19 protein-coding genes and 1 tRNA gene are annotated in these 25,731 nt (G+C 65.9%); 9 read left to right on the top strand and 11 right to left on the bottom strand.

Annotation, left to right across the window (positions count from 1 at the left end):
• Positions 1-379 precede the first annotated feature (379 nt).
• The 4 genes from AC5RUM_RS15340 to AC5RUM_RS15355 all read left to right on the top strand — a co-directional run bounded on the left by AC5RUM_RS15340 (position 380) and on the right by AC5RUM_RS15355 (position 5,869).
• Complete coding sequence (locus AC5RUM_RS15340) at positions 380-667, top strand: HU family DNA-binding protein (protein ID WP_056625601.1); 288 nt, start codon at positions 380-382, stop codon at positions 665-667.
• A gap of 126 nt (positions 668-793) precedes the next feature.
• Positions 794-2,968 (top strand): bifunctional copper resistance protein CopD/cytochrome c oxidase assembly protein, encoded by a 2,175-nt coding sequence (locus AC5RUM_RS15345; protein ID WP_494035737.1) that lies wholly within the window; start codon positions 794-796, stop codon positions 2,966-2,968.
• On the top strand, positions 2,968-4,974 hold the full coding sequence (locus tag AC5RUM_RS15350; protein ID WP_494035738.1) for an NHL domain-containing thioredoxin family protein: 2,007 nt from the start codon (positions 2,968-2,970) through the stop codon (positions 4,972-4,974). Before AC5RUM_RS15345 ends, AC5RUM_RS15350 begins: the two co-directional genes overlap by 1 nt.
• A 397-nt stretch (positions 4,975-5,371) precedes the next feature.
• Positions 5,372-5,869, top strand: a complete 498-nt coding sequence (locus AC5RUM_RS15355; RefSeq protein ID WP_494035739.1) for an endonuclease domain-containing protein — start codon at positions 5,372-5,374, stop codon at positions 5,867-5,869.
• Here AC5RUM_RS15355 and AC5RUM_RS15360 read toward each other — a convergent pair.
• Positions 5,859-6,851 (bottom strand): hypothetical protein, encoded by a 993-nt coding sequence (locus tag AC5RUM_RS15360; RefSeq protein ID WP_494035740.1) that lies wholly within the window; start codon positions 6,849-6,851, stop codon positions 5,859-5,861. The two genes, AC5RUM_RS15355 and AC5RUM_RS15360, sit on opposite strands and share 11 nt — an antisense overlap.
• A 127-nt stretch (positions 6,852-6,978) precedes the next feature.
• On the bottom strand, positions 6,979-8,670 hold the full coding sequence (locus AC5RUM_RS15365; protein WP_494035741.1) for a helicase HerA-like domain-containing protein: 1,692 nt from the start codon (positions 8,668-8,670) through the stop codon (positions 6,979-6,981).
• Positions 8,671-8,844: 174 nt separating this feature from the next.
• Here AC5RUM_RS15365 and AC5RUM_RS15370 point away from each other — a divergent pair, with 174 nt between their 5' ends.
• Both AC5RUM_RS15370 and AC5RUM_RS15375 read left to right on the top strand, forming a co-directional pair.
• Positions 8,845-9,834 (top strand): LLM class flavin-dependent oxidoreductase, encoded by a 990-nt coding sequence (locus AC5RUM_RS15370; protein WP_494035742.1) that lies wholly within the window; start codon positions 8,845-8,847, stop codon positions 9,832-9,834.
• A gap of 143 nt (positions 9,835-9,977) precedes the next feature.
• Complete coding sequence (locus tag AC5RUM_RS15375) at positions 9,978-12,623, top strand: trehalase-like domain-containing protein (protein WP_494035743.1); 2,646 nt, start codon at positions 9,978-9,980, stop codon at positions 12,621-12,623.
• Positions 12,624-12,657: 34 nt separating this feature from the next.
• On the opposite strand, the gene AC5RUM_RS15380 is transcribed toward AC5RUM_RS15375, so the two are convergent.
• The 4 genes from AC5RUM_RS15380 to AC5RUM_RS15395 all read right to left on the bottom strand — a co-directional run bounded on the left by AC5RUM_RS15380 (position 12,658) and on the right by AC5RUM_RS15395 (position 16,300).
• On the bottom strand, positions 12,658-13,788 hold the full coding sequence (locus AC5RUM_RS15380; protein ID WP_494035744.1) for an FAD-dependent oxidoreductase: 1,131 nt from the start codon (positions 13,786-13,788) through the stop codon (positions 12,658-12,660).
• A gap of 49 nt (positions 13,789-13,837) precedes the next feature.
• On the bottom strand, positions 13,838-14,764 hold the full coding sequence (locus AC5RUM_RS15385; protein WP_494035745.1) for an AEC family transporter: 927 nt from the start codon (positions 14,762-14,764) through the stop codon (positions 13,838-13,840).
• 122 nt (positions 14,765-14,886) lie between these two features.
• The gene (gene panD, locus AC5RUM_RS15390; protein WP_400580189.1) at positions 14,887-15,315 is read right to left on the bottom strand and encodes an aspartate 1-decarboxylase; all 429 of its coding nucleotides are present in this window, start codon (positions 15,313-15,315) and stop codon (positions 14,887-14,889) included.
• Between the two features lie 52 nt (positions 15,316-15,367).
• Entirely contained in the window at positions 15,368-16,300 is a 933-nt protein-coding gene (locus AC5RUM_RS15395) for a LysR family transcriptional regulator (RefSeq protein ID WP_494035746.1), read from the bottom strand.
• 139 nt (positions 16,301-16,439) lie between these two features.
• Here AC5RUM_RS15395 and AC5RUM_RS15400 point away from each other — a divergent pair, with 139 nt between their 5' ends.
• On the top strand, positions 16,440-17,900 hold the full coding sequence (locus AC5RUM_RS15400; protein ID WP_494035747.1) for an amino acid permease: 1,461 nt from the start codon (positions 16,440-16,442) through the stop codon (positions 17,898-17,900).
• A 287-nt stretch (positions 17,901-18,187) separates the two neighbouring features.
• On the top strand, positions 18,188-21,724 hold the full coding sequence (locus AC5RUM_RS15405; RefSeq protein ID WP_494035748.1) for a bifunctional proline dehydrogenase/L-glutamate gamma-semialdehyde dehydrogenase: 3,537 nt from the start codon (positions 18,188-18,190) through the stop codon (positions 21,722-21,724).
• Between the two features lie 115 nt (positions 21,725-21,839).
• On the opposite strand, the gene AC5RUM_RS15410 is transcribed toward AC5RUM_RS15405, so the two are convergent.
• The 4 genes from AC5RUM_RS15410 to AC5RUM_RS15425 form a co-directional block, all read right to left on the bottom strand.
• Positions 21,840-22,094, bottom strand: coding sequence for a hypothetical protein (locus tag AC5RUM_RS15410; protein ID WP_400580185.1), 255 nt, complete (start codon positions 22,092-22,094; stop codon positions 21,840-21,842).
• A gap of 177 nt (positions 22,095-22,271) precedes the next feature.
• Positions 22,272-23,435: a N(5)-(carboxyethyl)ornithine synthase gene (locus AC5RUM_RS15415; RefSeq protein WP_494035749.1), complete on the bottom strand. Its 1,164-nt coding sequence runs from the start codon at positions 23,433-23,435 to the stop codon at positions 22,272-22,274.
• On the bottom strand, positions 23,432-23,578 hold the full coding sequence (locus AC5RUM_RS15420; RefSeq protein WP_494035750.1) for a hypothetical protein: 147 nt from the start codon (positions 23,576-23,578) through the stop codon (positions 23,432-23,434). The genes AC5RUM_RS15415 and AC5RUM_RS15420 overlap by 4 nt, the downstream gene beginning before the upstream one ends.
• Positions 23,579-23,689: 111 nt before the next feature.
• Positions 23,690-23,763: transfer RNA gene (locus tag AC5RUM_RS15425), tRNA-Gly, on the bottom strand.
• A 193-nt stretch (positions 23,764-23,956) separates the two neighbouring features.
• Here AC5RUM_RS15425 and dcd point away from each other — a divergent pair.
• Positions 23,957-24,532 (top strand): dCTP deaminase, encoded by a 576-nt coding sequence (dcd, locus tag AC5RUM_RS15430; RefSeq protein WP_205652723.1) that lies wholly within the window; start codon positions 23,957-23,959, stop codon positions 24,530-24,532.
• 9 nt (positions 24,533-24,541) lie between these two features.
• Here dcd and AC5RUM_RS15435 read toward each other — a convergent pair whose 3' ends face one another.
• Positions 24,542-25,726 (bottom strand): cation:proton antiporter, encoded by a 1,185-nt coding sequence (locus AC5RUM_RS15435; RefSeq protein WP_494035751.1) that lies wholly within the window; start codon positions 25,724-25,726, stop codon positions 24,542-24,544.
• Positions 25,727-25,731: the final 5 nt, after the last annotated feature.

Raw genomic sequence — 25,731 nt, forward strand, 5'->3', positions numbered from 1 at the left:
GACAACCATTACACGGTCGAGAGCCCCAACCACACGGTTGGGGCTCTCCCGCATTTAAACACCCAACCAACTGCGCCCACCCAGCCCCTGGAACCGGGACGCCCCTCATCACCCGCCGGCCAGAACCAGACGCCCCCTCACCCGGATGCCGCCGTCGTTCTTTCGTAGCGTTATTGGGAAGGGGCGACCCCCGACGCCCGTCCGCTGAAGGCGGAATCCAGTGTCAAAGCCGCCGAATTCCGGTGATTTAGGTCAAAAAGTCGCGGAAACACGCGGAATTTGTCCCCCTCAGCGGTGCAAGCTGGTAAGTTTTCGAACAGTGGCTTGCACGCACGCCGTGTGCAGGCTCCAGAGATCCAAAGCGTCCAGGAGGACATAAATGGCTAAGAACCGTAGTGAACTTGTTGCAGAGGTAGCAGGCAAGGCAGGCACCAGCCAGGCAGCCGTCAACTCCGTGCTCGATGCACTGTTCGAGGTTTTCGAATCTTCCGTCGCCTCCGGCGAGAAGATCACCATCCCGGGCTGGCTCGCAGTTGAGCGCACCGACCGTGCAGCCCGCACTGGCCGCAACCCGCAGACCGGCGAGACCATCCAGATTGCAGCTGGCCACAGCGTCAAGCTGACCGCTGGTTCCAAGCTGAAGGCCGCTGTTTCCAACAAGAAGTAGTCTTTGCACACAGCTCAGCGGGGCGGCAACCATCTGGTTGCCGCCCCGCTTGCGTTTAACCTTCGGCGTGCCGGGATTCACTCCGGCCGATTCGCCGCGCAGGCGGCGTTAGCGGACAATGGATAGGTGCCCTCAGCCGCAGAATCCCGTACCACACAGCCTGCCCCCAAACCGGGCAGCGGGTTGAACCAGGCCAGCGCCGGGCTCGGCATCACACGTTCCTGGCAGCTGGCGGGTTTCGCTGCGCTGTTTCTTGGTCTCGTTGCAGCCCTGCTCTTCACAGGCGCGGCCATGGCCCGTGAGGTCTCCGATCCAGGCGCCGTGGTGCGCTGGGGCCTTCCCGTCAGCAAGGCGATCCATAACGTCTCGCTGGCCACAGTGATCGGCGGGCTCATCTTCGCCGCAGGCATTCTGCCCAGGACTTTGGACCGCCGCCGTGCCAAGGACGATGACGCCCCTGAGCACCCGGCCTTCTCCCGTGCCTTGGCCATCGCGGCCGCAGCCGGCGTTGCCTGGACGTTGTCGTCCATCGCCGTCCTGGTGCTCACCTATGCCGATGTGGCGGGTCAGGGTGTCTCTGGCGACGCCGAGTTCACCAGGGCGCTCGTTTTCTTCATGACCGACATTCCCACCGGACGCGCCTGGCTGACGGTGACGATCATCGCGGCCGTAGTCACCACCGCCCTGTTCGGTGTCCGGTCACTGACGGGCTTGGCACTGACTCTGCTGCTGGCGCTGATTGGGCTGACGCCCGCAGCCCTCATCGGCCACTCCGCAAGTTCGAACGACCACGAGGGCGCCATCAGCTCGCTTGGACTCCACCTGGTGGGTGTCAGCGTCTGGGTGGGCGGCATCATCGTGCTTGCGCTGCTCTCAGGCGTTGTCTCCGGCACACGCGGCTCCGCGGGTGGCGCCGTGGCGTCCCGCCCGGGTGGAACCTCAGATATCACCGAACCCACGCTGCGGCGGTTCTCCTCGCTTGCAGGATTCGCCTTTCTGCTGGTCTTCGCCTCCGGCGTGGTCAACTCCACCGTCCGGGTTGCAAGCTGGGCCGATCTGTTCGGCTCGCCCTACGGCCAGCTGATCGTGGCGAAGACCGCCGCCACCGTCGTCCTCGGCGGCATCGGGTTCATGCACCGGCAATGGGTAATACCGCAGCTGAACCGCAAGGGTTCGGGCCTTTCCTCGCGCCGCGTGCTGTGGCAGCTGGTTCTCATGGAACTCCTCATCATGGGGGCAACCTCGGGAATCGCCGTGGCACTCGGCCGCTCCGCGCCCCCCGAGCCCACCACGTATGCCCCTGACGCCTCGCCGGCATTCATCCTGTCCGGCTACGAGCTGCCCCCGGAACTGACTCCGGAGCGCTGGCTCACCGAGTGGCGGGTGGACTGGATCTGGGTAACGGTCGCCGTATTCGGGCTGGCCTCCTACTTCCTGGGCGTGGCCAAGGTCCGCGCCCGCGGGGACAAGTGGCCGATCTTCCGTTCCGTGAACTGGGTGGTCGGCCTGCTGGTGCTGACGTACATCACCTCAGGGGCCCCGGCGGTCTACGGGCGTGTGCTGTTCTCTGCGCACATGGTGGACCACATGGCCCTCACCATGGTGGCTCCGCTCTTCCTGGTCCTCGGCGCACCCGTCACGCTCGCCCTGCGGGCCCTCCCGGCCAGGACCGACGGCTCCCGCGGCCTCCGCGAGTGGCTGCTCGTCTTCGTCCACTCGAAGTTCTCGCAGCTCGTGACGCACCCGCTCTTCGCCGCGGCCAATTTCGCCGGCTCGATCGTGCTGTTCTACTACTCCGACGCGTTCGGCTTCGCAATGCGCGAGCATGTGGGCCACGAGCTGATGATCCTGCACTTCGCACTGACCGGGTACATCTTCGTGCTCAGCATGATCGGCACCGATCCGCTGCCGCGGCGCGCACCCTACCCGCTGCGACTCGTGCTTCTGCTGGCCACCATGGGCTTCCATGCCTTCTTCGGCGTCGCCATCATGGGCGGCACCGGGCTGCTCGCGGCGGACTACTTTGGCAACCTTGGCCGGGAGTGGGGACCATCGGCCATTGTGGACCAGCAACTGGGCGGGGCCGTGGCCTGGGGCATCGGCGAAGTGCCCACGCTGTTGGTGGCGATCGGCGTCGCCGTCATGTGGTCCCGGTCCGACGCGAGGGAGACGCGCCGCACCGACCGGGCGGCGGACAGGAATAACGACGCCGATCTCACCGCTTACAACGATATGTTTGCCAAATTGGCGGAACGCGATGCCAAGCTGGCTGAACGCAACTCAAAGCTGGAAGGACGCTGATGAGCGAAACCGTACGCACCCACCACCGGGTCCGCGCCTCCGAACTGGTGGGCCGCAACTGGCTCAACACGGGCGGCAAGACCCTGGACCTGGAGGCCCTGCGCGGCAAGATCGTGCTCCTGGATTTCTGGACCTTCTGCTGCATCAACTGCCTTCACGTCCTGGAAGAGCTCCGCCCGCTTGAGGAAAAATACTCCGACGTCCTGGTGACGGTGGGCGTCCACTCCCCGAAGTTCGAGCACGAGGCCGATCCCGTGGCCCTCGCCGCAGCCGTGGAGCGCTACGAGATCCACCACCCCGTCCTTGACGACCCCGAGCTGGACACCTGGAAGGCCTACACCGCCCGCGCCTGGCCCACGCTGGTGGTCATCGACCCCGAGGGCTACATCGTGGCCCACCTCTCCGGCGAAGGCCACGCCGACGGCCTCGGCGTGCTGATCCCCGAGCTGATCGCCAAGCACGAAGCCCGGGGGACACTCCACCGCGGCAGCGGCCCCTACGTCGCGCCGGAGCCCACGTCGGGCACCCTCCGCTTCCCGGGAAAGGCCCTGTTCCTCCCCGCTGGCCGAGGCTCGGCTTCCGGAAAGCCCGACGACGGCGCTGCCGGCCCGGGTGCCGGCACTTGGCTGGTCACGGACACCGGCCACCACCGGATCGTGGAGCTCGACACCGACTTCCACACGGTGCTCGGCACGTTTGGCACCGGCACAAAGGGATACGCCGACGGCCCGGGGAATGCCCTGGACTTCCGTGAGCCGGTCGCGGAATTCAACGAACCTCAGGGTCTTGTCCTGCTCCCGGAAGACGTGGCAGCGAAGACGGGCTACGACGTCGTGATTGCCGACTCCGTCAACCACCGCCTCAGGGGGCTGTCCCTCGCCGACGGAACCGTCACCACGCTCGCCGGCAACGGCGTGCAGCGCCTGCTGGAGACCGGTCCCGCCCGCGTGGACGAGGACGCTGCCGGCTTCACCGGACGCCTCAGCGACCACCCGCTCGAGGTTTCCCTCAGCTCACCGTGGGACGTTGTCTGGTCTTCCAAGCTCAACGCCGTGGTGATTGCCATGGCCGGCGTGCACCAGATCTTCAGCTTTGAACCGCTGACCGGGGAAGTGTCCATCATTGCCGGCAACGGCCTTGAAGGACTCCTCGACGGACCCGCCCACGAAGCCTGGTTCGCCCAGCCGTCCGGCCTTGCCGAGGACGCGGACGGCAACATCTGGGTGGCCGACTCAGAGACCTCCGCCCTCCGGAAGCTGGTCATTGGCGACGACGGGACGGTCACAGTTGAATCCGCCGTGGGCAAGGGACTCTTCGACTTCGGGTTCCGTGACGGCGAAGCTGCCCAGGCACGCATGCAGCACCCGCTCGGCGTCACTGTGCTCCCGGACGGTTCCGTTGCCATTGCCGATACGTACAACGGTGCCGTGCGCCGTTACGACCCCGCGACCAAGACCGTTTCCACTCTCGCCCGCGGCCTCCTGGAACCCTCCGACGTCATCGTCGACCACACCCGGGTGGCAGGCAAGGAACCGCTCCTGGTGGTGGTCGAGGCCAACAAGCACCAGCTCGTGTACGTGCCCATCCCCAAGGAAGCCCAGCAGGTCGACGAGGGCGCGGTCCAGACCCACCGGCCCAAGAGCCCTGTCGCTCCGGGCCTGCTGGATCTGACAGTCCGCTTCGAGGCGCCGACCGGCCAGAAGCTTGATGACCGGTGGGGCGACCCCACCCAGCTGAAGATCTCGTCAACCCCTCCGGAGCTGCTCGTGGCGGGGGGAGGCACCTCCGTGGGCCTGCTCCGCACCTTGGAGCTGGCCTCCGACGTACCCGAGGGCGTGCTGCACATTACGGCTCGCGCCGCGGCCTGCGACGGGCCCGAGACTGAGGACGGCGAGATCCCGGACCATGCCGCATGCCACCTGTACCAGCAGGACTGGGGCATCCCGGTGGTGCTGCAGGCCGACGGCGACGCAGAACTCGTGCTGGACCTCCGCGGCATGGACTGATCCCGGCCGCCTTGTGCTGAACCGGCCCGGTTTTCGACCCTCAGGGGTTGAGGACCGGGCCGGTCCTGTTCCTGGCTGGTGCAAAAGTGGGCCAGTGCAGCGGCCAGGCATTCAGGTTGCCAGGGGTGCCACAGAATCAGGCATACGCGCCGCCATCCGGTGCGGTGACGTGGTGCGTGTGGAACGGGGGCTTCTGGCTGTCAGTGGCGCCGACCCGGAACTGGTGGCGGCGGGCCGCTCCCGTGGCCTTCTGACATGCGTGTCCGCGGTCCCTCGATTCGGGCTCTGGCACTTGCGCCCGGCAACGCAGCCCCATTACTGGCACAGCAGCGGGAGGAATGCGGTCCGGTGCGTCAGCCACCGCCTCGCGCTGACACAGCGCCAACGCCATGGAACGTTGGCTGCCCTGCCCGACGTGCTGCTCCATGCCCTCATCTGCCGGCCGCCCCTGGAATCGCTGGTCATGGTGGAATGCGCCTACAACCGCGGAGACATCGATCCTGCCTTCTTCCGGCGTCACCTGGCCGGTAACCGCTGCGGGAAGGCCCGCGAAGTCGTGGCCAAGGTGGAACGGGGCGCGGACTCGCTGCTTGAGACCCTGGCCCGCGTACTGTTCCGGGAGGCCGGGATCGCCACCGAAACCCAGGTGTGGCTGGACGGAATTGGCCGCGTGGACTTTCTCCTCGAGGTATTTCTGATTGTCGAGCTGGACGGCATCGCCTTCCACCTGGAGTCGCGGCAGTTCAAGAAGGACCGCAGACGGGACAATTCGGCGGCCGTCCGCGGCTTTCCCGTGCTGCGCTTCTTCTATGACGACGTGGTGCACGCGCCGGATGGCATGCTGACACAGGTGCGGGAGGTGGACAGCTGTCCAGGAACGCGGCCTAGAAGCTGAGGAGCGGCGTGACCTTGATAGTGTCGCCGTCGATATCCAGGCGCGTCGTGAAGCTGAAATCGTGCTCCACGTCCAGGGGCGAGACGCCGCCTGTGAAGAGGTCGACCTGCTGGGCGGTGATCTTGGCCTTGCCGTCCAGGGGCGCAACCACCCACTTGCCTTCAAACGGCTCAATGCTGATCTTCGGGTACTCGGTGATGCTCCACTTGATGGTTCCGTCCACCACTCTGTTGGCGGTGGCGTGGTAGAACGGGCAGTCGGGCTGGAGGCGCTGCTGTTTGATGGCGTCTGCGGCACAGCTGTCCAGGAATTCCTTGACCCTGGACGCCACAGCCTGGTTCAGGTCGTCCGTCGCCTGTGTCAGGAGATTCAGCGGCGCGGCGGGCACGTCCCGGGCAGCGACGGTGGCCCGGGTGGGCTTCGCCGAGAAGAACTTCCCGTTCAGGGAGGCCTCGAACTCGCCCGGGTAGAACACGGCGAAGCTGCCCCGGCCGCCGGGCGTGTTCACCGGCACCCCATTAAGCGTGGCCTCGTTCGAGTTCACCACAGTCACGTCGATCGTGGGCAGGGCGGCTGGAACGAACGCCCATTTGTTGAAGAAGAGCCACTCCGTCCCGGTGCTTTCCAGCAGGAATTCAGTGCGCAGGCGGCTGCCGTCGATCGTGTACTCCATGGGCACCATTACGCGCTTGCCGCCGCGGGCTACCGCATCGCCGATCTTGACATTCGCGATGCGTGACGCGGAGGTCTGCAGCGCTGTGCCGTCGAGCATGGCCGGGTCTGCAGCCGGCACCGAGGCGCGGAGGAGGCCCAGTGCCCGCTCGCCCTCACCCTTCTGGAGGGCGTCCAGATATTCCCGGACAGGCTGCTGCGGGCCGGCTACGGAGCTGTTCACGAGATTGACCGAAACAATGGCTCCGGCCACGGCAAGCATGAGGCCCAGCAGCCACCCGGCCGCCATTTTCACCAACGCTTGACTCATCTGCACGCCCCTTACGTTACCTGCTAGTTATGCGAACTCAGGAGTTGCAGGTTCCGAGCATGACGTACACAGGAAAGGAGAGCGTCCGACGGCGGGGCGTCACCGACGGTGGCGACGCCCCTTGGCATTAGCGGCGGCGCCGGGACGAGGTGCCGAAAACGCCGCGTAACAGTTCGCGGCCCAGCTGGGTTCCCATCGACCGGACCATGCTTTTCAGACCGCTGCCGAGGGCTCCGCCGAGTGCCCCGGTGATGTCCTCCATCATGCCGCCGGCCGGCGGCGCGGAGCGTGGCGCGGGCGCACGGTCGGGTTCCGGGGCGGGCCGGCTGCTCGGTCGTCCAAGGATTTCCTCCTCGATGCGGCGGGCCTCCGCGTCCGCGGTGTCCGGATTTATGCTGCCGGGGACGAACACCTCGCTGGCCGGAGTCGGAGGCTGGCCCGGTGCAGCGGGCCCCGTCGAAGCAGCGGCCTGGCCGGACAGTTTTTCGTACGCTGACACACTGTCCACGGCTGTTCCGTACTTGGCCAGCAGCGCCGAGCCTGCCACGGTGCTTTTGACCAGCTCGTTTGTGCTGGGACCCATGACTGACTCCGGGGCCCGCAGGCGGGTAAGCGCAACGGGCGTAGGCGCGCCCTTCTCATTCATCACCGTGACAACTGCCTCGCCGATGCCAGCGGACGTCAGGGTCTCCTCCAGGTCGTAGTCGCTGACAGGGAAGGTGGAGACCGTGGCCTTGAGTGCTTTGGCGTCCTCCGGTGTGAAGGCCCGGAGCGCGTGCTGGATGCGGTTGGCCAATTGGCCGAGCACATCGGCAGGCACGTCCTTCGGCGTCTGCGTCACGAAGAAGATGCCCACACCCTTGGAGCGGATCAGCCGAACCGTGGTGGTGATGGCCTGGAGGAAGGCCTTGGAGGCGTCATTGAACAGCAGGTGGGCCTCGTCGAGGAAGAACACCAGCTTCGGTTTGTCGAGATCGCCCGCCTCGGGCAGGTCTTCGAACAGGTCCGCCAGCAGCCACATCAGGAAGGTGGAGAACACCATGGGCTTGGTCTGCAGGGTGGGAAGTTCGAGGCAGGTGATGACCCCGCGGCCGTCGGGGGCAGTGCGGAGGAGCTCTGCGGTGTCGAACTCCGGCTCGCCAAAGAAGCGCTCCATCCCCTGTGCCTCCAACGCCACGAGCTCCCGGAGGATGACGCCGGCGGTAGCCTTCGACAGGCCGCCGAGTTCCTGCAGGGCGTCCTTGCCCTCGTCGGAGGTGAGGTGCTGGATGACGGCCCGGAGGTCCTTGAGGTCGATCAGCTCGAGGTTGTTCTTGTCAGCGAAGTGGAAGACCAGCTGGAGGCTGGACTCCTGGGTGTCGTTGAGCTCCATGATGCGCGACAGCAGCAGGGGTCCGAACGACGTGATGGTGGCGCGGACCGGCACGCCGTTGCCGTCGCCGCCCAGGGCCAGGAACTCCACCGGGAACGCCTTGCCCGCCCACTGCTGTCCAATGCTCTCGGTCCGCGCCGCGAGCTTTTCGCTCCCCGTGGCGGCCGTGGCGAGGCCCGACAGGTCGCCCTTGATATCGGCCAGGAAAACGGGCACCCCCGCGGCGGAGAGCTGCTCGGCCATCATGTGCAGCGTAACGGTCTTGCCCGTGCCGGTGGCGCCGGCCACGAGCCCGTGCCGGTTCATCATGGCCAGGGGCAACCGGACCGGCGCGTCTTTGTGGACTTCGTTGTCGACGATGGCGGCCCCCAGCTCGATGGTGGCGCCCTCAAGCGCATAGCCCTTTTGGATCGTGGCGACTTTGTCTGCTGTTGATTTGTTGGCCATGCGGCTAGCTTAGTGGCGGACCAAGACCCGGCGGCCAGTGGAGCCCCATAAAACTGTGGACAGCATCACCCGGCCTGTCAGAAATAACCCTCACGCCGTCGTCGTTGTCGAGAGTGTGCCGCGCAACCACCCCAGCCGGCCGCCCGTGATCCGCAACGAAAGGCCGGCTCCCCTGTGACTGTTCCCCTCTCCATCCTTGACCTTGCGACCATCGGCAAGGGCCAGACGGCGGCGGAGAGCTTCGCCGGGAGCGTGGCCATGGCCCAAAGCGCGGAGGAGCTTGGTTACCGGCGGGTCTGGTACGCGGAGCACCACAACATGTCCTCGATTGCGTCCTCGGCCACGAGCGTCCTGATCGCCCATGTGGCTGCCCATACCGAAAGCATCCGGCTGGGAGCGGGCGGGGTGATGTTGCCCAACCATTCGCCGCTCACCATCGCCGAGCAGTTCGGAACCCTGGAAACGCTGCACCCGGGACGCATCGACCTGGGACTCGGCCGCGCACCGGGCAGCGACCAAAACACCATGCGGGCACTCCGCCGCGATGCCTCTTCGGCCGAGACCTTCCCGCAGGACGTGCTGGAACTGCAGGGCTACCTGACCGGACCCACACGCATCCCGGGCGTGGAGGCGACGCCGGGCAAGGGAACCAACGTGCCCCTGTACATCCTGGGGTCGTCCCTGTTCGGTGCCCGGCTCGCCGCCCAGTTCGGGCTGCCCTACGCCTTCGCCTCGCATTTTGCGCCGAACGCGCTCCAGGACGCGGTGGCCGTCTACCGCCGCGAATTCAGGCCCTCCGAGCAGCTGGAGGCACCGCATGTCATCGCCGGCGCCAACGTCATCGCCGCCGACTCGGCACCCGAAGCCCAGGAGATGCTCCGGGCCACCCTGCGCGCCCGCGTCTCGCTGTTCTTCGGCGGCGGGAGGGAGTTTACCGATGACGAAGCGGACATGATCCTGGATTCTCCGCAGGGCCAGCACGTCTCGCAGATGATGAAATATTCGGCCGTCGGAACGCCGGACGTCGTGCTGGAGTACTTGGACGGCTTCGCCACGCACGCCGACGCGGACGAACTCATCGTCGCGCACCAGGCTACGGGCACGTCCGCGCGGCTGCGGTCGGTGGAACTGCTGGCAGAGGCTGCGGGCCTGGTCCGCGCCTAGGCACCTGCCCGTTGTTGTGGGCGGCACAGCAGAAGGCGCCGAAGTTACACGACCGCAATGACCGGGATATTCAGGGGAAACGGCCGCGCCGGACACTGAGAGGGTCAACGTCCATTTGGGGATGATCCTAAGGAATTCCGAGCATGCCAACTCCGCTCAATCAAACGGTGGCCGATTCCGCACTGTTGACCAAATCCCTGCCGCTCGGCCTGCTGAGGGCGTTCGTCCAGTCGGATGCCGCCGACGACGGGTTGACGCCGCAGCTGCTCGGCGAACTGAAGATCCTGGCACGCACGCCGGGGCTGCTGGTGGCCTGCAACTACGGCGGAACGCTCTGCGCGGCGGAGGGCATCTCCACCGAGACCCTGCCCCTGGGCGGTGCGGCGATCGCACTCCGCGCCTTGGCCGCCCTGCCCAACACGCATGCGGCCGTCATTTCGGGCCGGTCGCTGCGGGACCTGGCAGCGGTGTCACGGCTTCCCGCGGAAGTGCACCTCGTCGGGTCCCATGGTGCAGAGTTCGATATGGGGTTCGCCCATGGCCTGTCCCTGGCCACCGAATCTGTCCTGCAGCAGGCCAACCAGGCCCTCCTCGAATCCGTTGGCGCGTACAAGGGCATCACCATCGAGCGGAAGCCGGTGGCGGTCTCGGTGCACACCCGGCCGGCCGCCCCGGAAATCGTAGCCGAGGCGGCGCAGAAGGCCGAGGAAGTGGCCAAGGCCCTTGGCCTGTTCTTCATCGTCGACGGTTCGGTGCTGGACCTGTCGGTGGTGGAGCCCTCTAAAGCCGATGCGCTTGAACACCTCCGGTCCAGGCTGGGCGTGAGCGCGGCGCTGTACGCCGGTGACGCGGTGAGCGATGAGTTTGCGATGGCCACGCTCCGTGGCCCCGACATGGGGCTGTGGGTAGGAGAGCTTCCGAGCCTGGCCAAGCACCGGCTGCGGGATCCTGAATCGTTTGCACGGGTCCTGGCTATCCTCTTTGAGCTGCGGCGTGCCTGGCTGTTTGGTGAAGACGCGGTTGGCCTGGAGCGCCACTCCATGATTGGCAACGGCTCGTCAACGGCACTGCTCACCCCCGACGCCAAGATCTGCTGGATGAGCCACCCCCTGCCTGACTCGGGCTCGCTGTTTGCCCACCTCCTGGGCGGTGACGCCGCGGGCCACTTCTCGGTGGAACCGGTCAAGGCCTCACAGGTGCTGGGCCAGCGCTATGTGGACAGCACGATGATCGTGGAGACCCGGTGGGCGGACGTGACTGTGACCGACTACCTTGAACCCGCCCCCGAGGGGATCACGAGCCTGGTCCGCGTGCTGTCCGGAACGGGAGCGGCCCGGATCGTCTTCGCGCCCCGGCCGGACTACGCCAACGCCCCGTTCAGCATGGAGGCGCGCGGTGGTGAGCTGCATGTCGCCGGCACGTCGGATCCCATCATCCTGCTGGCCCCAGGCGTCAGCTTCTCCATCACCTCGGACGGCCGCCACGCCACGGCCACGGCCGAGGTCAACCTGCGGCAGGGCCCGGTGATCCTCAATCTTCGCTGCGGCGACACCGAGGCCCAACGCCCCCCGGAGGGGACGGACGAAGCGGCGACGGACGAAGCCGCCCGCCGCTCCGCCGTCGCGCACCATTCCCGCCGCTGGGTGCAGGATCTGACCCTGCCGTCCGTCAAACCGTCATTGGTTCGCCGTTCGGCCCTCGTGCTGCGGGCCCTCGTCCACGAGCCCACCGGTGCCGTGCTCGCGGCGCCCACCACGTCGCTTCCGGAAGGGATCGGCGGAACCCGCAACTGGGACTACCGCTACTGCTGGCTGCGGGACGGCTCCATGACGGTGAACGCACTCGTGGACCTGGGCTCGACGGAGGAGGCCGACGGCTTCCTCCGCTGGCTGGGCAGGATCCTGGCCAATGCTCCCGGGCCGGAATGGCTGCACCCGCTCTACTCGGTCACCGGCGCGCCGCTGTCGACGGAAGCGATTATTGAAAGTCTGCCGGGCTATGCCGGATCGCGGCCCGTCCGGATCGGCAACGCGGCGGACCACCAGGTCCAGCTGGACGTGTTCGGGCCCATCGCGGAGCTGATCCACGGGCTGAGCGAGGCCCGGGGTTCACTGGCGGACCCGCACTGGGACCTGATGGTGCAGATGGCCCATGCGGTGCTGGCCCGGTGGCACGAGCCGGACCACGGGATCTGGGAGGCCCGGCGGGCCCCGCGGCATCACGTCTACACGAAGGTGATGTGCTGGGTGACGCTGGACCGGGCCCTGCGCACAGCCGCCCGCCACGGCCGGGAGCCCGAACCAAGCTGGGCCGGCACCGCCGCCACGATCCGGGATGAGGTGCTCCGCGAGGGCTGGGACGATGCCGCCGCGTCCTACACCGTGGCCTATGACAGCCCGGACCTGGATGCCGCGGTCCTGCACATCGGACTGTCGGGCCTCCTGGACGTCGGCGACCAGCGGTTCCTGGACACCGTGACGGCCGTGGAACGCGAGCTTCGCGTGGGCCCCACCGTTTTCCGCTACAGGTACGACGACGGCCTGCCGGGCCTGGAGGGCGGATTCCACATCTGCACCACCTGGCTCATCGAGGCGTATGTGGCAGTGGGCCGCATTTCCGAGGCCTGGGACCTGTTCGACCAGCTGGTGAACCTGTTCGGGCCCACTGGGCTGCTGCCGGAGGAATACGACCCCGGCACGGAAACGCACCTGGGCAACCACCCGCAGGCCTATTCGCACCTCGGCTTCATCCGCTGCGCCCGACTCCTGGACAGGCACCAGCGGGGCTAGGCCGGGATATGGCGTTCCGGCCGGCTGATGCGCACTAGCTGAGGCCTGGCCGTGAGGCTGAGAAGATTGCGGGAGCGGGGCCGGCGCCCGTGGCGAGGTCTGCCAGCATCCTGCCGACCACCGGCGTGAATTTGAAGCCGTGGCCGGCAAATCCCGCACCGATCACCACGGGACCCAGCCGGTCAAGGATGAAGTTGTGGTCCGCGGCGGTGGTGTAGGTGCAGCTGATGTCAGTCATGGAGTCGGCATCCACGCCGGGCAGCCACTGCCTCGCGTAGCGCTGCAGGGCGGCCCGCTGCACCGGCTCGGGCTGGAACGATCGGCGGTCCGGATCCACCACCGGCCCCACTCCGTGCCAGCCGGCCTTGATTCCCTCGCCAGGGGTGTGCATCCCGTACACGGGGGAGTACCAGCCCGCGTAGTCCGGGCCTGTCCCCGGGAAATGGTTGAACCCGGGCCAGGCTGCGCCGTCGTCCGCTATGCCGAAATGCGCGGGCTGCTCCTGCGTGACAGTCAGGCGCGGCGTTCCCGGCATGCTGCCGAGCAGTTTCGAGGTCCAGCCGCCGGCGGTGACCACCGCCTGGCGCGCGGTGAGCACCTCGGTGGCGCCGCCGTCGTCCACGGTGACGCGGACGCCGTCGTCGAGAACCTGCAGGTCCACCACCTTCACATGGTGCCGCACCTCGGCGCCGTGCCGGACCGCCAGCCGCTGGAGGGCCGGCAGCGCCAGTTCGGGATTGAGCTGTCCGCCGTCCGGCATGAACAGCACCTGCTGGTCGAAACGAATGCCGCGCCAGCGCTCGCTGGCCTCCGCGGTTGGCAGGAACTCGGCCCGCAGGCCGGCATGGTTCAGCGCGGCATGCATCGCGCCGAGCGCCGGGTCAGGGCCGTGGTTTACGACGCCGGTGCGCGCCAGCAGCTGCTCGCCGCTTTCCTCCTCGAGCCCGCGCCAGAGGCGGAGCGTTTCCGCCAGCATGGCAACGTAGTCCGGCTCGCAGTAGGCAAGGCTGAGGTTCCGGGTGGCACCGTGTGATGCTCCAATGCTGTGCCCGGGCCCAAACTGCTCCAGCAGGGTCACGTCCCGTCCGCGCCGCGCCAACGCCCACGCCGCCGCCGATCCCATGGCGCCGCCGCCAATGACCACAGTGTCCAGGCTAGTGTTCACGATTCCTCCCAAGTCGGGCCGTTGTCGGCCACCTTCATCAGCTGCACCGTCATGTCAGCAGCACCGCCACGCCGATCATGGCCGGCACCGCCACGACGGTGGTGATCAGCACCGTGTCTTTGGCGACGGTGAGGCCGGTCCGGTACCGGCTGGCTGCCACGAAAACGTTCTGGGCCGTCGGCAGGGCGGACGTGACCACGGCCGCGAAGAGTGCGTGGCCTTCCATGCCGAGCGCGAAGCGTGCGAAGAGGTAGGCGATACCCGGGTGGACGATGAGCTTGAACGCGCTGGCCACAAGGGCATCCACCCTGCGCGCTGTGGCTGCCTGCAGCGGCCGGGAACCGTTCAGGCTCATGCCGAAGGCCATCAGCATCGCAGGAATGGCGGCGCCGCCGATCAGGTGAATGGGCTGCAGGATCAACGGCGGGACCTGCCAGCCGGTTCCAGCAACCACGAGGCCAAGCGCAGAACCCACGATCATTGGGTTCTTCAGGATCATCAGGACAAACCGGAGCGGGGTGGTGCGGTGTGCGCTGGTGGTCGAATCCAGCGCCATGAGGAGCAGCGGAGTAAAGAACGCGAGCTGGAAGATCAGCAGGGGAGCCACATAGCTGGCGTCGCCCAGGACGTAGACGGCCATCGGAATGCCCAGGTTTGCTGAGTTGGCCAGGGACGCGCTCATCGACGACACCAGGGATTCGGAGGTGCTGCGCTTGAGCAGGAACCTGACTATGACGAAGAAAATGGCGGCCGTGGACAGTGCTCCCACCGCGGCAACCAGCAGCGGGGCGGCAAAAACTTCCTGGAGCCGGGCCTTGCTCAGGGTCTCGAAGAGCAGCGCCGGGCTGGCCACGAAAAAGGTCAGGCCGCTGAGGACCTGGCGGGCGTTGTCTCCCAGGATGCCCCGCCGGCCAACGAACATTCCCACCAGGATGATGGACCAGACGACGAAAAAGCCCGCGAGTACGCCTAGCATTCTGCTGTCGCTGCAGGCTCGGATGTACTGGGGGAGGCGTCCACGGTCCCAGCCTAATCAGATTTATTCTGCGAAGGATTGGCTTGTGGCAGGGATCTCGTTATTCGGGCAAGGCCGCAGCCTCAGCTGAGGGAGGCGTTGTTCAGCGCGAACGGCGGGCGCAGGAGGCCGGGCGTGAGGCCTTCGGCGGGATCGTTGCCCAGCTGGATGATCTTGTTGTTCTTGTCGACGTGGACCACCTTGGGATCGTAGGCCCGGGCTTCCTCGGTGGTCATCTCGGCGTACGTGATCAGGATGACGACGTCGTTCTCGTGAACCAGATGCGCGGCCGGGCCGTTGATGCCGATCACGCCCGAACCGCGTTCGCCGGCGATGGTGTACGTCTCAAGGCGGGCGCCGTTGGTGACGTCCACAATGGCGACGAGCTCGCCGGGAAGAATGTCGGCAGCGTCCAGCAGGTCCAGGTCCACGGTGACGGAACCCACGTAGTGCAGGTCTGCGTGCGTGACGGTGGCGCGGTGGATTTTGGACTTAAACATTGTGCGATTCATAACCTGAACAGTCTAACGCCGGGGTCAACCTTTGGCTGTGAGCCAGGGAACACTACGCCGGGCCCTCCATCTCGTGGTCTTTCGAGGCCGCGATGGAGGCGGCAGTGGTTGCCAGGATCTCGCGGGCGGCGAGAATGGCTGGGCGCTGGGCGCTGGAGCGGCGCACGGAGGTGAACACGGTCCTGCGCGGTTTCTCGGGCAGTTCAATCAGCTCGGCGGTGGTGCCGCGCCCGGTCCATACAAGATCCGGCATGAGGCCCACGGCATTGCCCGACTCGATCAGCCGGATCTGGGCCTGCAGGTCAGCTGTTTCGAAACGCACGTCGGGTTCGAACCCGGCACTCCTGCACGCCTGTTCAGCCCAGTGGCGGGAAGCTGCGCCGCGGGGCTCCATGACCCAGGCCAACTCCGCCGTGTCCGCAAGGGACGTGATTGGGGGCCGGTCCCCCGACTCGGGCGGAACGGCCAGCCGGATGGCATCGGTGGTCAGTTTGATCCGGTCCAGCTCTGGATACCGCGGCGCGGCATGGCCCGGATATTGCTCTGCGATGACAATGTCGAAGTCCCTGGCCCAGGTTTCGTGGAGCGCCGTTTCGGGTTCCCGCTGGGTCATCTCGATTCTGACCTCGGGGTACGTTCCGGCCATGAGCGTCAGTGTGTCCGGCATCAGGGCCAGTGCCGCCGACTGGAAGACGGCGATCCGCACGGTGCCCGAGACGGTCGTGAGGGAGGCGGCCAGGTCGGCTTCCGCCTGTTCCAGCGTCTCAAGCAGTTGCGCCGTGTGGGCCACGAGAACTTCCGCCTGGGGCGTGAGCTGCACTTTCCGTCCGGTTTTCCTCAGCAGCTCCACACCCGCTTCCTTCTCAAGAAGGGCCAGTTGCTGCGAGACTGATGACGGACTGTACTGCAGGGCTGCCGCCACCTCTGCGAGGGTGCCACGGATCTTCAGCTCGCGGAGCAGTCTCAGGCGGCGAACATCGAGCATAGACTGTTCCTTCGTAAGATCTAATGAATATTGATTAGTATTAGTCACTTTATCTAATGCAACGTTCCTTGCATACTGATCACTGTTACCCCCATCACAGGGCGGATGATGGGGCCGCACCCTACGCAGGAGTCCCCGTATGACAACGAAAGATCCCACCCAGTCCATCCTGAGGCGAAAGCCCATAGATGACATCGAAATCGAGAACAAGCACAGCGGCCTCTTCAAGTCCCTTGGACTGTGGCAGCTCACAGCCATCGGAGTTGGTGGCATTATCGGCGTCGGCATCTTTTCGCTGGCGGGGCTCGTGGCCCATGGCAGTGAGGGCACGCCGGGCGTCGGCCCCGCGGTTCTGTTTTCCTTCCTGATCGCCGGCCTGGCCTCAGCCGCCGCGGCCCTTTCCTACGCCGAGTTTGCCGGCATGATCCCCCGGGCCGGCTCCGCGTACACCTACGGTTACGTGGCCCTAGGCGAAGTGATCGGCTGGTTCATCGGCTGGGACCTGCTGCTCGAATACATTGCCATCGTGGCTGTGGTGGCCATTGGCATCTCCGGCTACTTCGAGGCGTTCCTGTCCGGCATCGGAATCCACATGCCTGTCTGGATGACATCCACGCCGGATGAAGGCAAGGGCGGCATCGTCAACATCCCCGCCATCCTGGTCTGCCTGCTGGTCACCTGGATCCTGTCGCGCGGAACCAAGGCATTTGGCCGGTTTGAGCTCGTGGCCGTGGCCATCAAGGTGATCCTCATCCTCTTCATCATCGGACTGGGCGTCTTCTACATCAATGCAGAGAACTTCAACCCGTTCATGCCCAGCGGCATTGGTCCGGTCTTTGCCGGCGCCGCCACGGTGTTCTTTGCCGTGTTCGGCTACGACGCCATGAGTACGGCCGCGGAAGAGGCTACCGACGGCAAAAAGCACATGCCCAAGGCCATCATCCTGTCCCTGATCATCGCCATGCTCCTGTACGTGGCCGCCACCCTTGTTCTCACGGGCATGCAGAACTACCAGGACATCGATCCTGCCGCAGGGTTCGCGTCGGCATTCACGGGAGTCGGCCTTCCGGTTATTGCCACCATCATTTCGGTCTTTGCCGTGCTGTCCATCCTCACGGTGATGCTGACCTTCCTCCTGGGCGTGACCCGCGTCTGGTTCTCCATGAGCCGCGACGGCCTGCTGCCCGGCTGGTTCTCCAAGACGGACAGCCATGGCACGCCCCAGCGCGTCACCTGGATCGCAGGTGTTGCATCCGCCCTTCTCGCCGGCGTCTTCCCGATCAAGGCCGTGGCGGACCTCACCAACATCGGCATCCTTGCCGCCTTCGTGGTGGTCTGCTTCGCGGTGATCGTATTCCGCTACAAGAAGCCGGATGCTCCGCGTGAGTTCAGGCTGCCGCTGATGCCCCTGGTCCCGGCCTTCGGCGTCCTGGCCTCGGCCTTCCTCATGTTCCAGCTCCATTGGGAGACGTGGGCGCGCTTCGGTGTCTGGCTTGTCATCGGCCTGGTCATCTACTTCGGCTACGGCAAGCGGCACTCCCTCATGAACCCGAACAGCCCGAGGCACGAGGAAGCCGTGGAGATGCACACGCCCGTGTAGTTCAGCGCTCCCTCACTTGGAGCGGCCAATGCCGCAGCGCTCCCTCACTCTTGGAGCGGTCTGCGAACCCTTCCTCACCGTTGGTGAGGGAGGGTTCGTTGTTTTGCGGCGAAAGGTGAGGGAGCGTCCGGCGGTTTCCGGGGATTCTTGCGTCGCGGGAAGGCCGCTGAAAACGATCGGATTTTCTAACCTGTATCGCTCAGGAAAGATCGCTTTATCTTACGTGAAATGAAGCCCATACTGATGAATAAGAGGCTCACTACCCACGGAAAGAACGAGAACAAGCCATGACTCACATCGCAACGGATCACCGTGTTTCTGCAGGCAAGGACGCCGCTGAGACCGGCGCCGTCGCTACCCGCCCGGCGGGTTCCCACGTCGCCGAAGCGGCGGCCCTGTCCGATGCAGCCATCGCGCTGGTGCGCCGGTGGCTGACCGAAGCCGCCAAGATCCCCGCGGACGCTTCAGCCGAACAGCTCGCCGGTGTCCTCAAGGACCCGAACGGCTTGGACTTCACGGTTGGCTTCGTGGACGGCGTGGTCCGTCCCGAGGACCTCAAGGTCGCCGCCCGGAACCTTGCGGCGCTGGCACCAAAGGTTCCGGCCTTCCTGCCCTGGCACATGCGCAGCGCCGTCCGCCTCGGCGGCACCATGGCGCCGGTCCTCCCGAACGTCGTCATCCCGATCGCCCGCCGCGTCCTGCGTGAGATGGTGGGCCACCTGATCGTCGACGCCACGGACGCCAAGCTGGGACCCGCCATCGCGAAAATCCGCAAGGACGGCATCAAGCTGAACGTCAACCTCCTCGGTGAGGCAGTCCTGGGCGAACACGAGGCATCCCGCCGGCTCGAGGGCACCCACACCCTGCTGGCCCGCCCGGACGTGGACTACGTGTCCATTAAGGTCTCCTCCACCGTTGCCCCGCACTCCGCTTGGGCCTTCGACGAAGCCGTGGAGCACGTCGTAGAGCGGCTCACCCCGCTGTTCGCCCGCGCCGCCTCCTTCGCCGGCGCCGGTCAGAAGGCCAAGTTCATCAACCTGGACATGGAGGAATACAAGGACCTGGACATGACCATCGCGGTCTTCACCAGGATCCTGGACAAGCCCGAGTTCAAGAACCTCGAGGCCGGCATCGTGCTGCAGGCCTACCTCCCGGACGCACTGTCCGCCATGATCCGCCTCCAGGACTGGGCGGCCGCCCGCCGCGCCGACGGCGGCGCCGCCATCAAGGTCCGCGTGGTCAAGGGCGCCAACCTGCCCATGGAACAGGTCGAATCCTCGCTCCATGACTGGCCGCTGGCCACCTGCGGCAGCAAGCAGGAATCCGACACCAACTACAAGCGCGTGATCAACTACTCGCTGCACCCGGACCGCATTAAGAACATCCGCATCGGCGTGGCAGGCCACAACCTCTTCGACATCGCCTTCGCGTGGCTGCTCGCCAAGCAGCGCGGTGTTGAGTCCGGCGTTGAATTCGAAATGCTGCTCGGCATGGCCCAGGGCCAGGCCGAAGCCGTGAAGAAGGACGTCGGGTCCCTGCTGCTCTACACACCGGTGGTGCACCCGGCCGAGTTCGACGTCGCCATCGCCTACCTGATCCGCCGCCTGGAAGAGGGCGCCAGCCAGGAAAACTTCATGTCCGCCGTATTCGAGCTCAGCGAAAACGAAGCGCTGTTCGAGCGCGAGAAGCAGCGCTTCCTCTCCTCCCTGGAAAAGCTCGACGACGAGGTGCCGCCGCCCAGCCGCCAGCAGAACCGCAACCTCCCGGCCGTGCCCATGCCGCACGACCACTTCGAGAACACGCCGGACACCGATCCGGCCCTTCCGGCCAACCGTGACTGGGGCCGGGCCATCCTGGACCGCGTGCCGTCCTCGACGCTGGGCAAGGCGGCGGTCGAGGCCGCGACCATCACTGATGCGGACACCCTCGACACGGTCATCGCGACTGCCGTCGACAAGGGCAAGGCCTGGGGTGCGCTGAGCGGCGCCGAACGCGCAGAGATCCTGCACCGCGCCGGCGACGTCCTTGAAGCCCACCGCGCCGACCTGCTGGAGGTTATGGCCAGTGAAACGGGCAAGACCCTCGACCAGGGCGACCCTGAAGTCAGCGAGGCCGTTGACTTCGCGCACTACTACGCTGAATCAGCCCGCAAGCTGGACGACGTCGACGGCGCCACCTTCGTCCCGGCGAAGCTCACCTTGGTGACTCCGCCGTGGAACTTCCCCGTGGCCATTCCGGCCGGTTCGGTCCTTGCGGCACTTGCCGCCGGATCCGCCGTCGTGGTCAAGCCTGCCAAGCAGGCCCGCCGCAGCGGCGCCGTCATGATCGAGGCGCTGTGGGAGGCCGGTATTCCCCGCGACGTGCTCACCATGGTGCAGCTGGGCGAGCGTGAGCTCGGCCGGCAGCTGATCTCCCACCCGGCGGTGGACCGCGTGATCCTCACCGGCGGCTATGAAACCGCGGAACTGTTCCGCTCCTTCCGCAAGGACCTGCCGCTGCTGGCAGAGACCAGCGGCAAGAACGCCATCATCGTCACCCCGAGCGCGGACCTCGACCTCGCGGCCAAGGATGTTGCCTACTCGGCCTTCGGCCACGCCGGACAGAAGTGCTCCGCAGCCTCACTGGTGATCCTGGTGGGCTCTGTTGCCAAGTCCAAGCGCTTCCGCAACCAGTTGATCGATGCCGTGACTTCCCTGAAGGTCGGCTACCCGGAAGACCCCACGAGCCAGATGGGCCCCATCATCGAGCCCGCCAACGGAAAGCTCCTGAACGCCCTCACCACCCTGGGTGACGGCGAGAACTGGGCCGTGGAACCCCGCAAGCTGGACAACACCGGCCGGCTGTGGAGCCCGGGCGTCCGCTACGGCGTCAAGCGCGGGTCCTACTTCCACCTGACCGAATTCTTCGGCCCGGTGCTGGGCGTCATGACGGCCGAAACCCTGGAAGATGCCATTGCCATCCAGAACGAAGTGGACTACGGCCTCACTGCGGGCCTGCACTCCCTCGACGCCGAAGAGCTCGGCCTGTGGCTCGACACCATCCAGGCTGGCAACCTCTACGTGAACCGCGGAATCACCGGGGCCATCGTGCAGCGCCAGCCCTTCGGCGGCTGGAAGAAGTCGGCCGTCGGCGCCGGCACCAAGGCCGGCGGACCCAACTACCTGGTCGGCCTCGGTGAGTGGACCAGCAAGGAAAGCTCGCAGGGTGCCACGGCACGCATTACCCACCCCGGTGTTGGCCGTCTTGTCAACGCGATGCAGGGCGAGCTCGACGCGGCAGAGATCGAGGCGCTGGAGCGTGCACTCGGCTCCGACGCCCTCGCCTGGGCTGACGAATTTGGTACGGCGAAGGATGTCTCCGGCCTGAGCGCCGAGCGCAACATCTTCCGGTACCGCAACCTTCCGGTCACCGTCCGTCTGTCCGACGGCGAGCCACTCCGAGCGCTCGTCCGCACAGTAGCTGCCGGCGTCCTGGCCGGTTCGCAGCTGACGGTCTCCACCGCCGTCGCCCTTCCGGCGCAGCTCCGCGCGGTGCTGACCGGACTGGATATCCCGGTAACGGTGGAGGACGACGCCGCGTGGCTGGCTTCCGCCGGCCGGCTTGCCTCCGCCGGCAAACTGTCGGGCGCGCGCATCCGCCTGATCGGCGGGTCTGCTGCTGAGTTGGCCGAGGCAATCGGCGGCCGTCCGGATGTGGCCGTCTACCCGCACGAGGTGACCGAAGCCGGCCGCGTTGAGCTGCTGCCTTTCCTGCACGAGCAGGCCGTCAGCATCACGGCGCACCGGTTCGGCACGCCTAACCATCTGTCGGATTCGCTGATCTAGCAATGCCCACAAAGAACTGGCGGGCACCATCGGTGCCCGCCAGTTCTGCGATGTTGGTGATGAGACCCTGCGTGGTGGTGAGACCTGCTGGTTTCTCTAGTAAAGCCCGGGGCGCCTAGCCCAGGTACCAGCCCGGCGGTGCCCAGGACGAGGGAACGCTGTGGGCGGAAAATTCCTCGCACCTTGTGCAGGTGTAGGCGGCTTCGCCCAGCGTCCTCACGGTGCCGTCTTGGCGGTATCTGGGCGGAACGAAAGACTCAAGGTAGATGAATTCGTCTGTTCCGCATTTGTCGCAGTTCGGCTTGGCGACGTACTCGGTGTCCACTGTCATGGAGTGGTGGGGGAAATGGCGATTTGCGGCTGTGGTCACGGCGTGCCTATCCCGAATATTGCCTGCCTCGTTGCAGGATATTCGTATCGAATGACTGTCATCAGCCGCTGCATGACCTCCAACACTCACAGCATAAGCGAGCTGCGAACGGTTATCAATCATTTTTTGCCCGTACTCCGGTGCCGCGCTGCCGATTGCGGGCGGTGTGCGTGAGGGCTAACTTCCCGCAAACACGGCGTGCGGGTGCTCCGCCTCGCGCCCCTGGAACTCGAGAACGCTCTTGTTAAGGACCACGCCGTCGCGGATTTCGATGGCACGGCTGATCGTCTCGTTCCCCTGCCACGCTTCCGTTCCGGACATCACGGTTTCTAGGAACGGCAGGAGTGCCTCGCTGATTTCCCAGGTGGAGGAGTTCCACAGGTAGGACGGACTGTGGTCCACGGCGTAGTAAGAGATGTGGTCACCCACAGTGAGCATCGGCTCGGCGAAAGTGGTGTTCTTGGCCCAGCTGAAACCCATGCCTTCGTCGCAGGAGACGTCCACGATCAGGCTCCCCGGCTTAAACGCTGCAAGGTCGTCCTGCTGCAGATAGGTCAGCGGGTTGTTGGGGTCTTGGAGGGTGCAGTTGACCACGATGTCGCTCTCGGCCAGAAACGGCGCCAGCGGGACGCGCCCGCGTTCGGTGATCACTTGGCTGAGGAAAGGCGTCTGGTCGTCATGGTCGAACTGAGTGATCCGTACCGAGTGGATGGGGGATCCAACGGCCGCGACTCCACGGTTGGTAAGGACTTGGACATCATGAATGCCGTGCGCGTTCAGTGCCGTGACAGCTCCGCGGGCCGTGGCGCCGAAGCCGATGACAACTGCGCTTAGACGGCGGCCGTAGTCGCCGGTGGAGCCGGTGAGGGAAAGCGCGTGAATGACGGAGGAGTATCCGGCCATTTCGTTGTTCTTGTGGAATACATGCAGGCCGAAGCCGCCGTCGCTGGCCCAATGGTTCATGGCCTCGAAGGCGATGAGCGTGAGCTTCTTATCGATAGCCAGCTGGGTGATGGCACGGTCTTGGACACAGTGCGGCCAGCCCCACAGGGTCTGGCCGTCGCGGAGCTTGGCGAGGTCCTGCGATTGCGGCTTGGGCAGGAGAACGACATCCGCCTGGGCCACCAGGTCCTCGCGGCTGGCCATGCGCCCCACCAGCGGTGCGAGCTGGGCATCGGAATAGCCGAAGCGTTCTCCATAGCCATGTTCCAGGATCATCCGCCGGCGCAACTCGGGCGCGATCCGCTCAAGATGACGCGGATGCAGCGCCAAGCGGCGTTCGTCGGGCTTGCTGGAGGACGAAACAATCCCCAGGATGAAATGGTTCGGCGGGCGGGTCACTTCTTCTTTGCCGGCGTCGGCTTCGCGGTGGCCTTGTCCAGTGAGCTGGGCGGCGCTGCGGCGGCCCTCTTATCAGCGCGCTTTTCCTTGATGGATTTGCCGGATTTCTTGGATGCTGCTTGACGGGGGGACTTGTCAGCCATGTTTGCTCCTGTAGCGGAACCGAAGAGGTTCCAGGCTTCTGACCATACAGGTAGTGACCTAATGCGGTCTTGCGGCGGGGGCGGAGACGGGCCCGGGCGAATCATGGCGAATGGAGCGGCTGACGGGAATCGAACCCGCGTATCGAGCTTGGGAAGCTAGCGCTCTACCATTGAGCTACAGCCGCGTGCACCGGATCGCGTCGGGCAAAACTAGCTTAGCGCAGTTGGCGGGCCAGTCCGCCCACCGCTTGTGCGTGTCTCCGTTCCGGGCCGTCGCGGCCTGTGCATGAATCCCAGTTGCGCATGAATCCCAGCTCACAGGTCCTCCGGCCGCAGCCAAGGGGCTCCCGGCGGCGGGTTGATGCTATTTTGGGAGGTGTGCTGATCTCTGACCGCGACATTCGTGCCGAAATTGATTCCGAACGGATCGTCCTGGACCCGTACGACTCCGCGATGGTGCAGCCCTCCTCGGTTGATGTCCGGATCGACCGTTTTTTCCGGTTGTTCGACAACCACAAGTACGCCCATATCGACCCCGCCGAGGAGCAGCCCGAACTGACCCGCCTCGTCGAGGTGGAGGAGGGCGAACCGTTCATCCTCCACCCGGGAGAGTTCGTTCTGGGCTCCACCTACGAGACTGTCAGCCTCCCGGACGATATCGCCGCCCGCCTTGAAGGCAAGTCCTCCCTGGGCCGGCTCGGCCTGCTGACGCACTCCACCGCGGGCTTCATCGACCCCGGTTTCTCCGGCCACGTGACGCTGGAGCTGTCCAACATGGCCACGCTGCCCATCAAGCTTTGGCCGGGCATGAAGATCGGCCAGCTCTGCTTCTTCCGGTTGACCTCTGCCGCGGAGTACCCCTACGGTTCCGGCGAGTACGGCAACCGCTACCAGGGCCAGCGCGGACCTACCGCGAGCCGCAGCCACCTGAACTTCCACCGCACGGACATTTAGCGGGGTCTGTCAGGCCCGCACCGCTTCGGGGGTTGCCGGGCGGGAGAATTTCGCGAGCACAGGCTCCACGTAACGGGCAGCGAGCGGGCCCAGAATCGCCATTATCAGGACATAGGCCGTAGCGAACGCGGCCAGTTCGGCGGAGACTGCTCCCGAGGCCACGGCCAGCCCGGCGATGACGATCGAGAATTCGCCGCGGGCAACGAGGGCAGCTCCGGCGCGGAAGCGGCCGCGCCGCGCAATGCCTGCCCGCCACCCCGCCCACACCCCGGTGATCATCTTCGTGGCGGCGGTGACCACGGCCAGGACGAGCGCCCAGCCCAGCACCGGGGGGATGGAGGCAGGGTCAGTGTTCAGGCCGAAGGCCACGAAGAAGATGGCGGCGAACAGGTCGCGCAATGGCTCAAGGATCCGAGTTGCGCTGTCTGCCGTGGCCCCGGAAATGGCAATGCCGAGCAGGAAGGCACCAACCGCGGCCGACACCTGCAGCGCAGACGCCAAACCTGCGACGAGGAGTGCTGCACCGAGCAGGTTGAGCAGGAAGACCTCGGAATTTTCGCTGTGCACTGCCTGGGAGACGCGATGGCCGTGCCTTAGCGCCACCGCCAGCACGACTGTGACCACGGCCAGTGAAATGCCGACGGTCAGCATGCCTTCGAGGAAGCTGATCCCCGCGAGCGTGGCCGTCAGGATGGGCAGGTACATGGCCATCGCCAGATCCTCGAACACCAGGATGGAGAGAACCACAGGAGTTTCCCTGTTGCCGATGCGGCCAAGGTCGGTGATGACCTTGGCCGCAATGCCGGAGGAGGAGATATAGGTGACGCCGCCCATCACCATGGCGCCTACGGCGCCCCATCCCAATATCACGGCGAGAGCCGCCCCGGGCAGGAAGTTCAGGACAAGGTCCAACACGCCGCCCTGCCAGGAGCGGCGCATGCCATAGACCAGCTCCGATGCGGAATATTCCAGCCCGAGCATCAAGAGCAGCAGGATCACACCGATCTCGCCGGAGAGATGGGCGAAACTTTGGATGCCTTCGAGCTTCATCATGCCGCCGGCGCCGAAGAACAGTCCGCCCACCAGGTACAACGGGATGGGTGACATGCCGATTCGCCCGGCGAGCCGGGCCAGCAGGCCTAAGCAGAACACGACGGCCCCCAGCTCGATGAGGGTCAGTGCCAGCTCGTCCATCGCGT

The organism is Arthrobacter sp. B2060 (assembly GCF_059090445.1).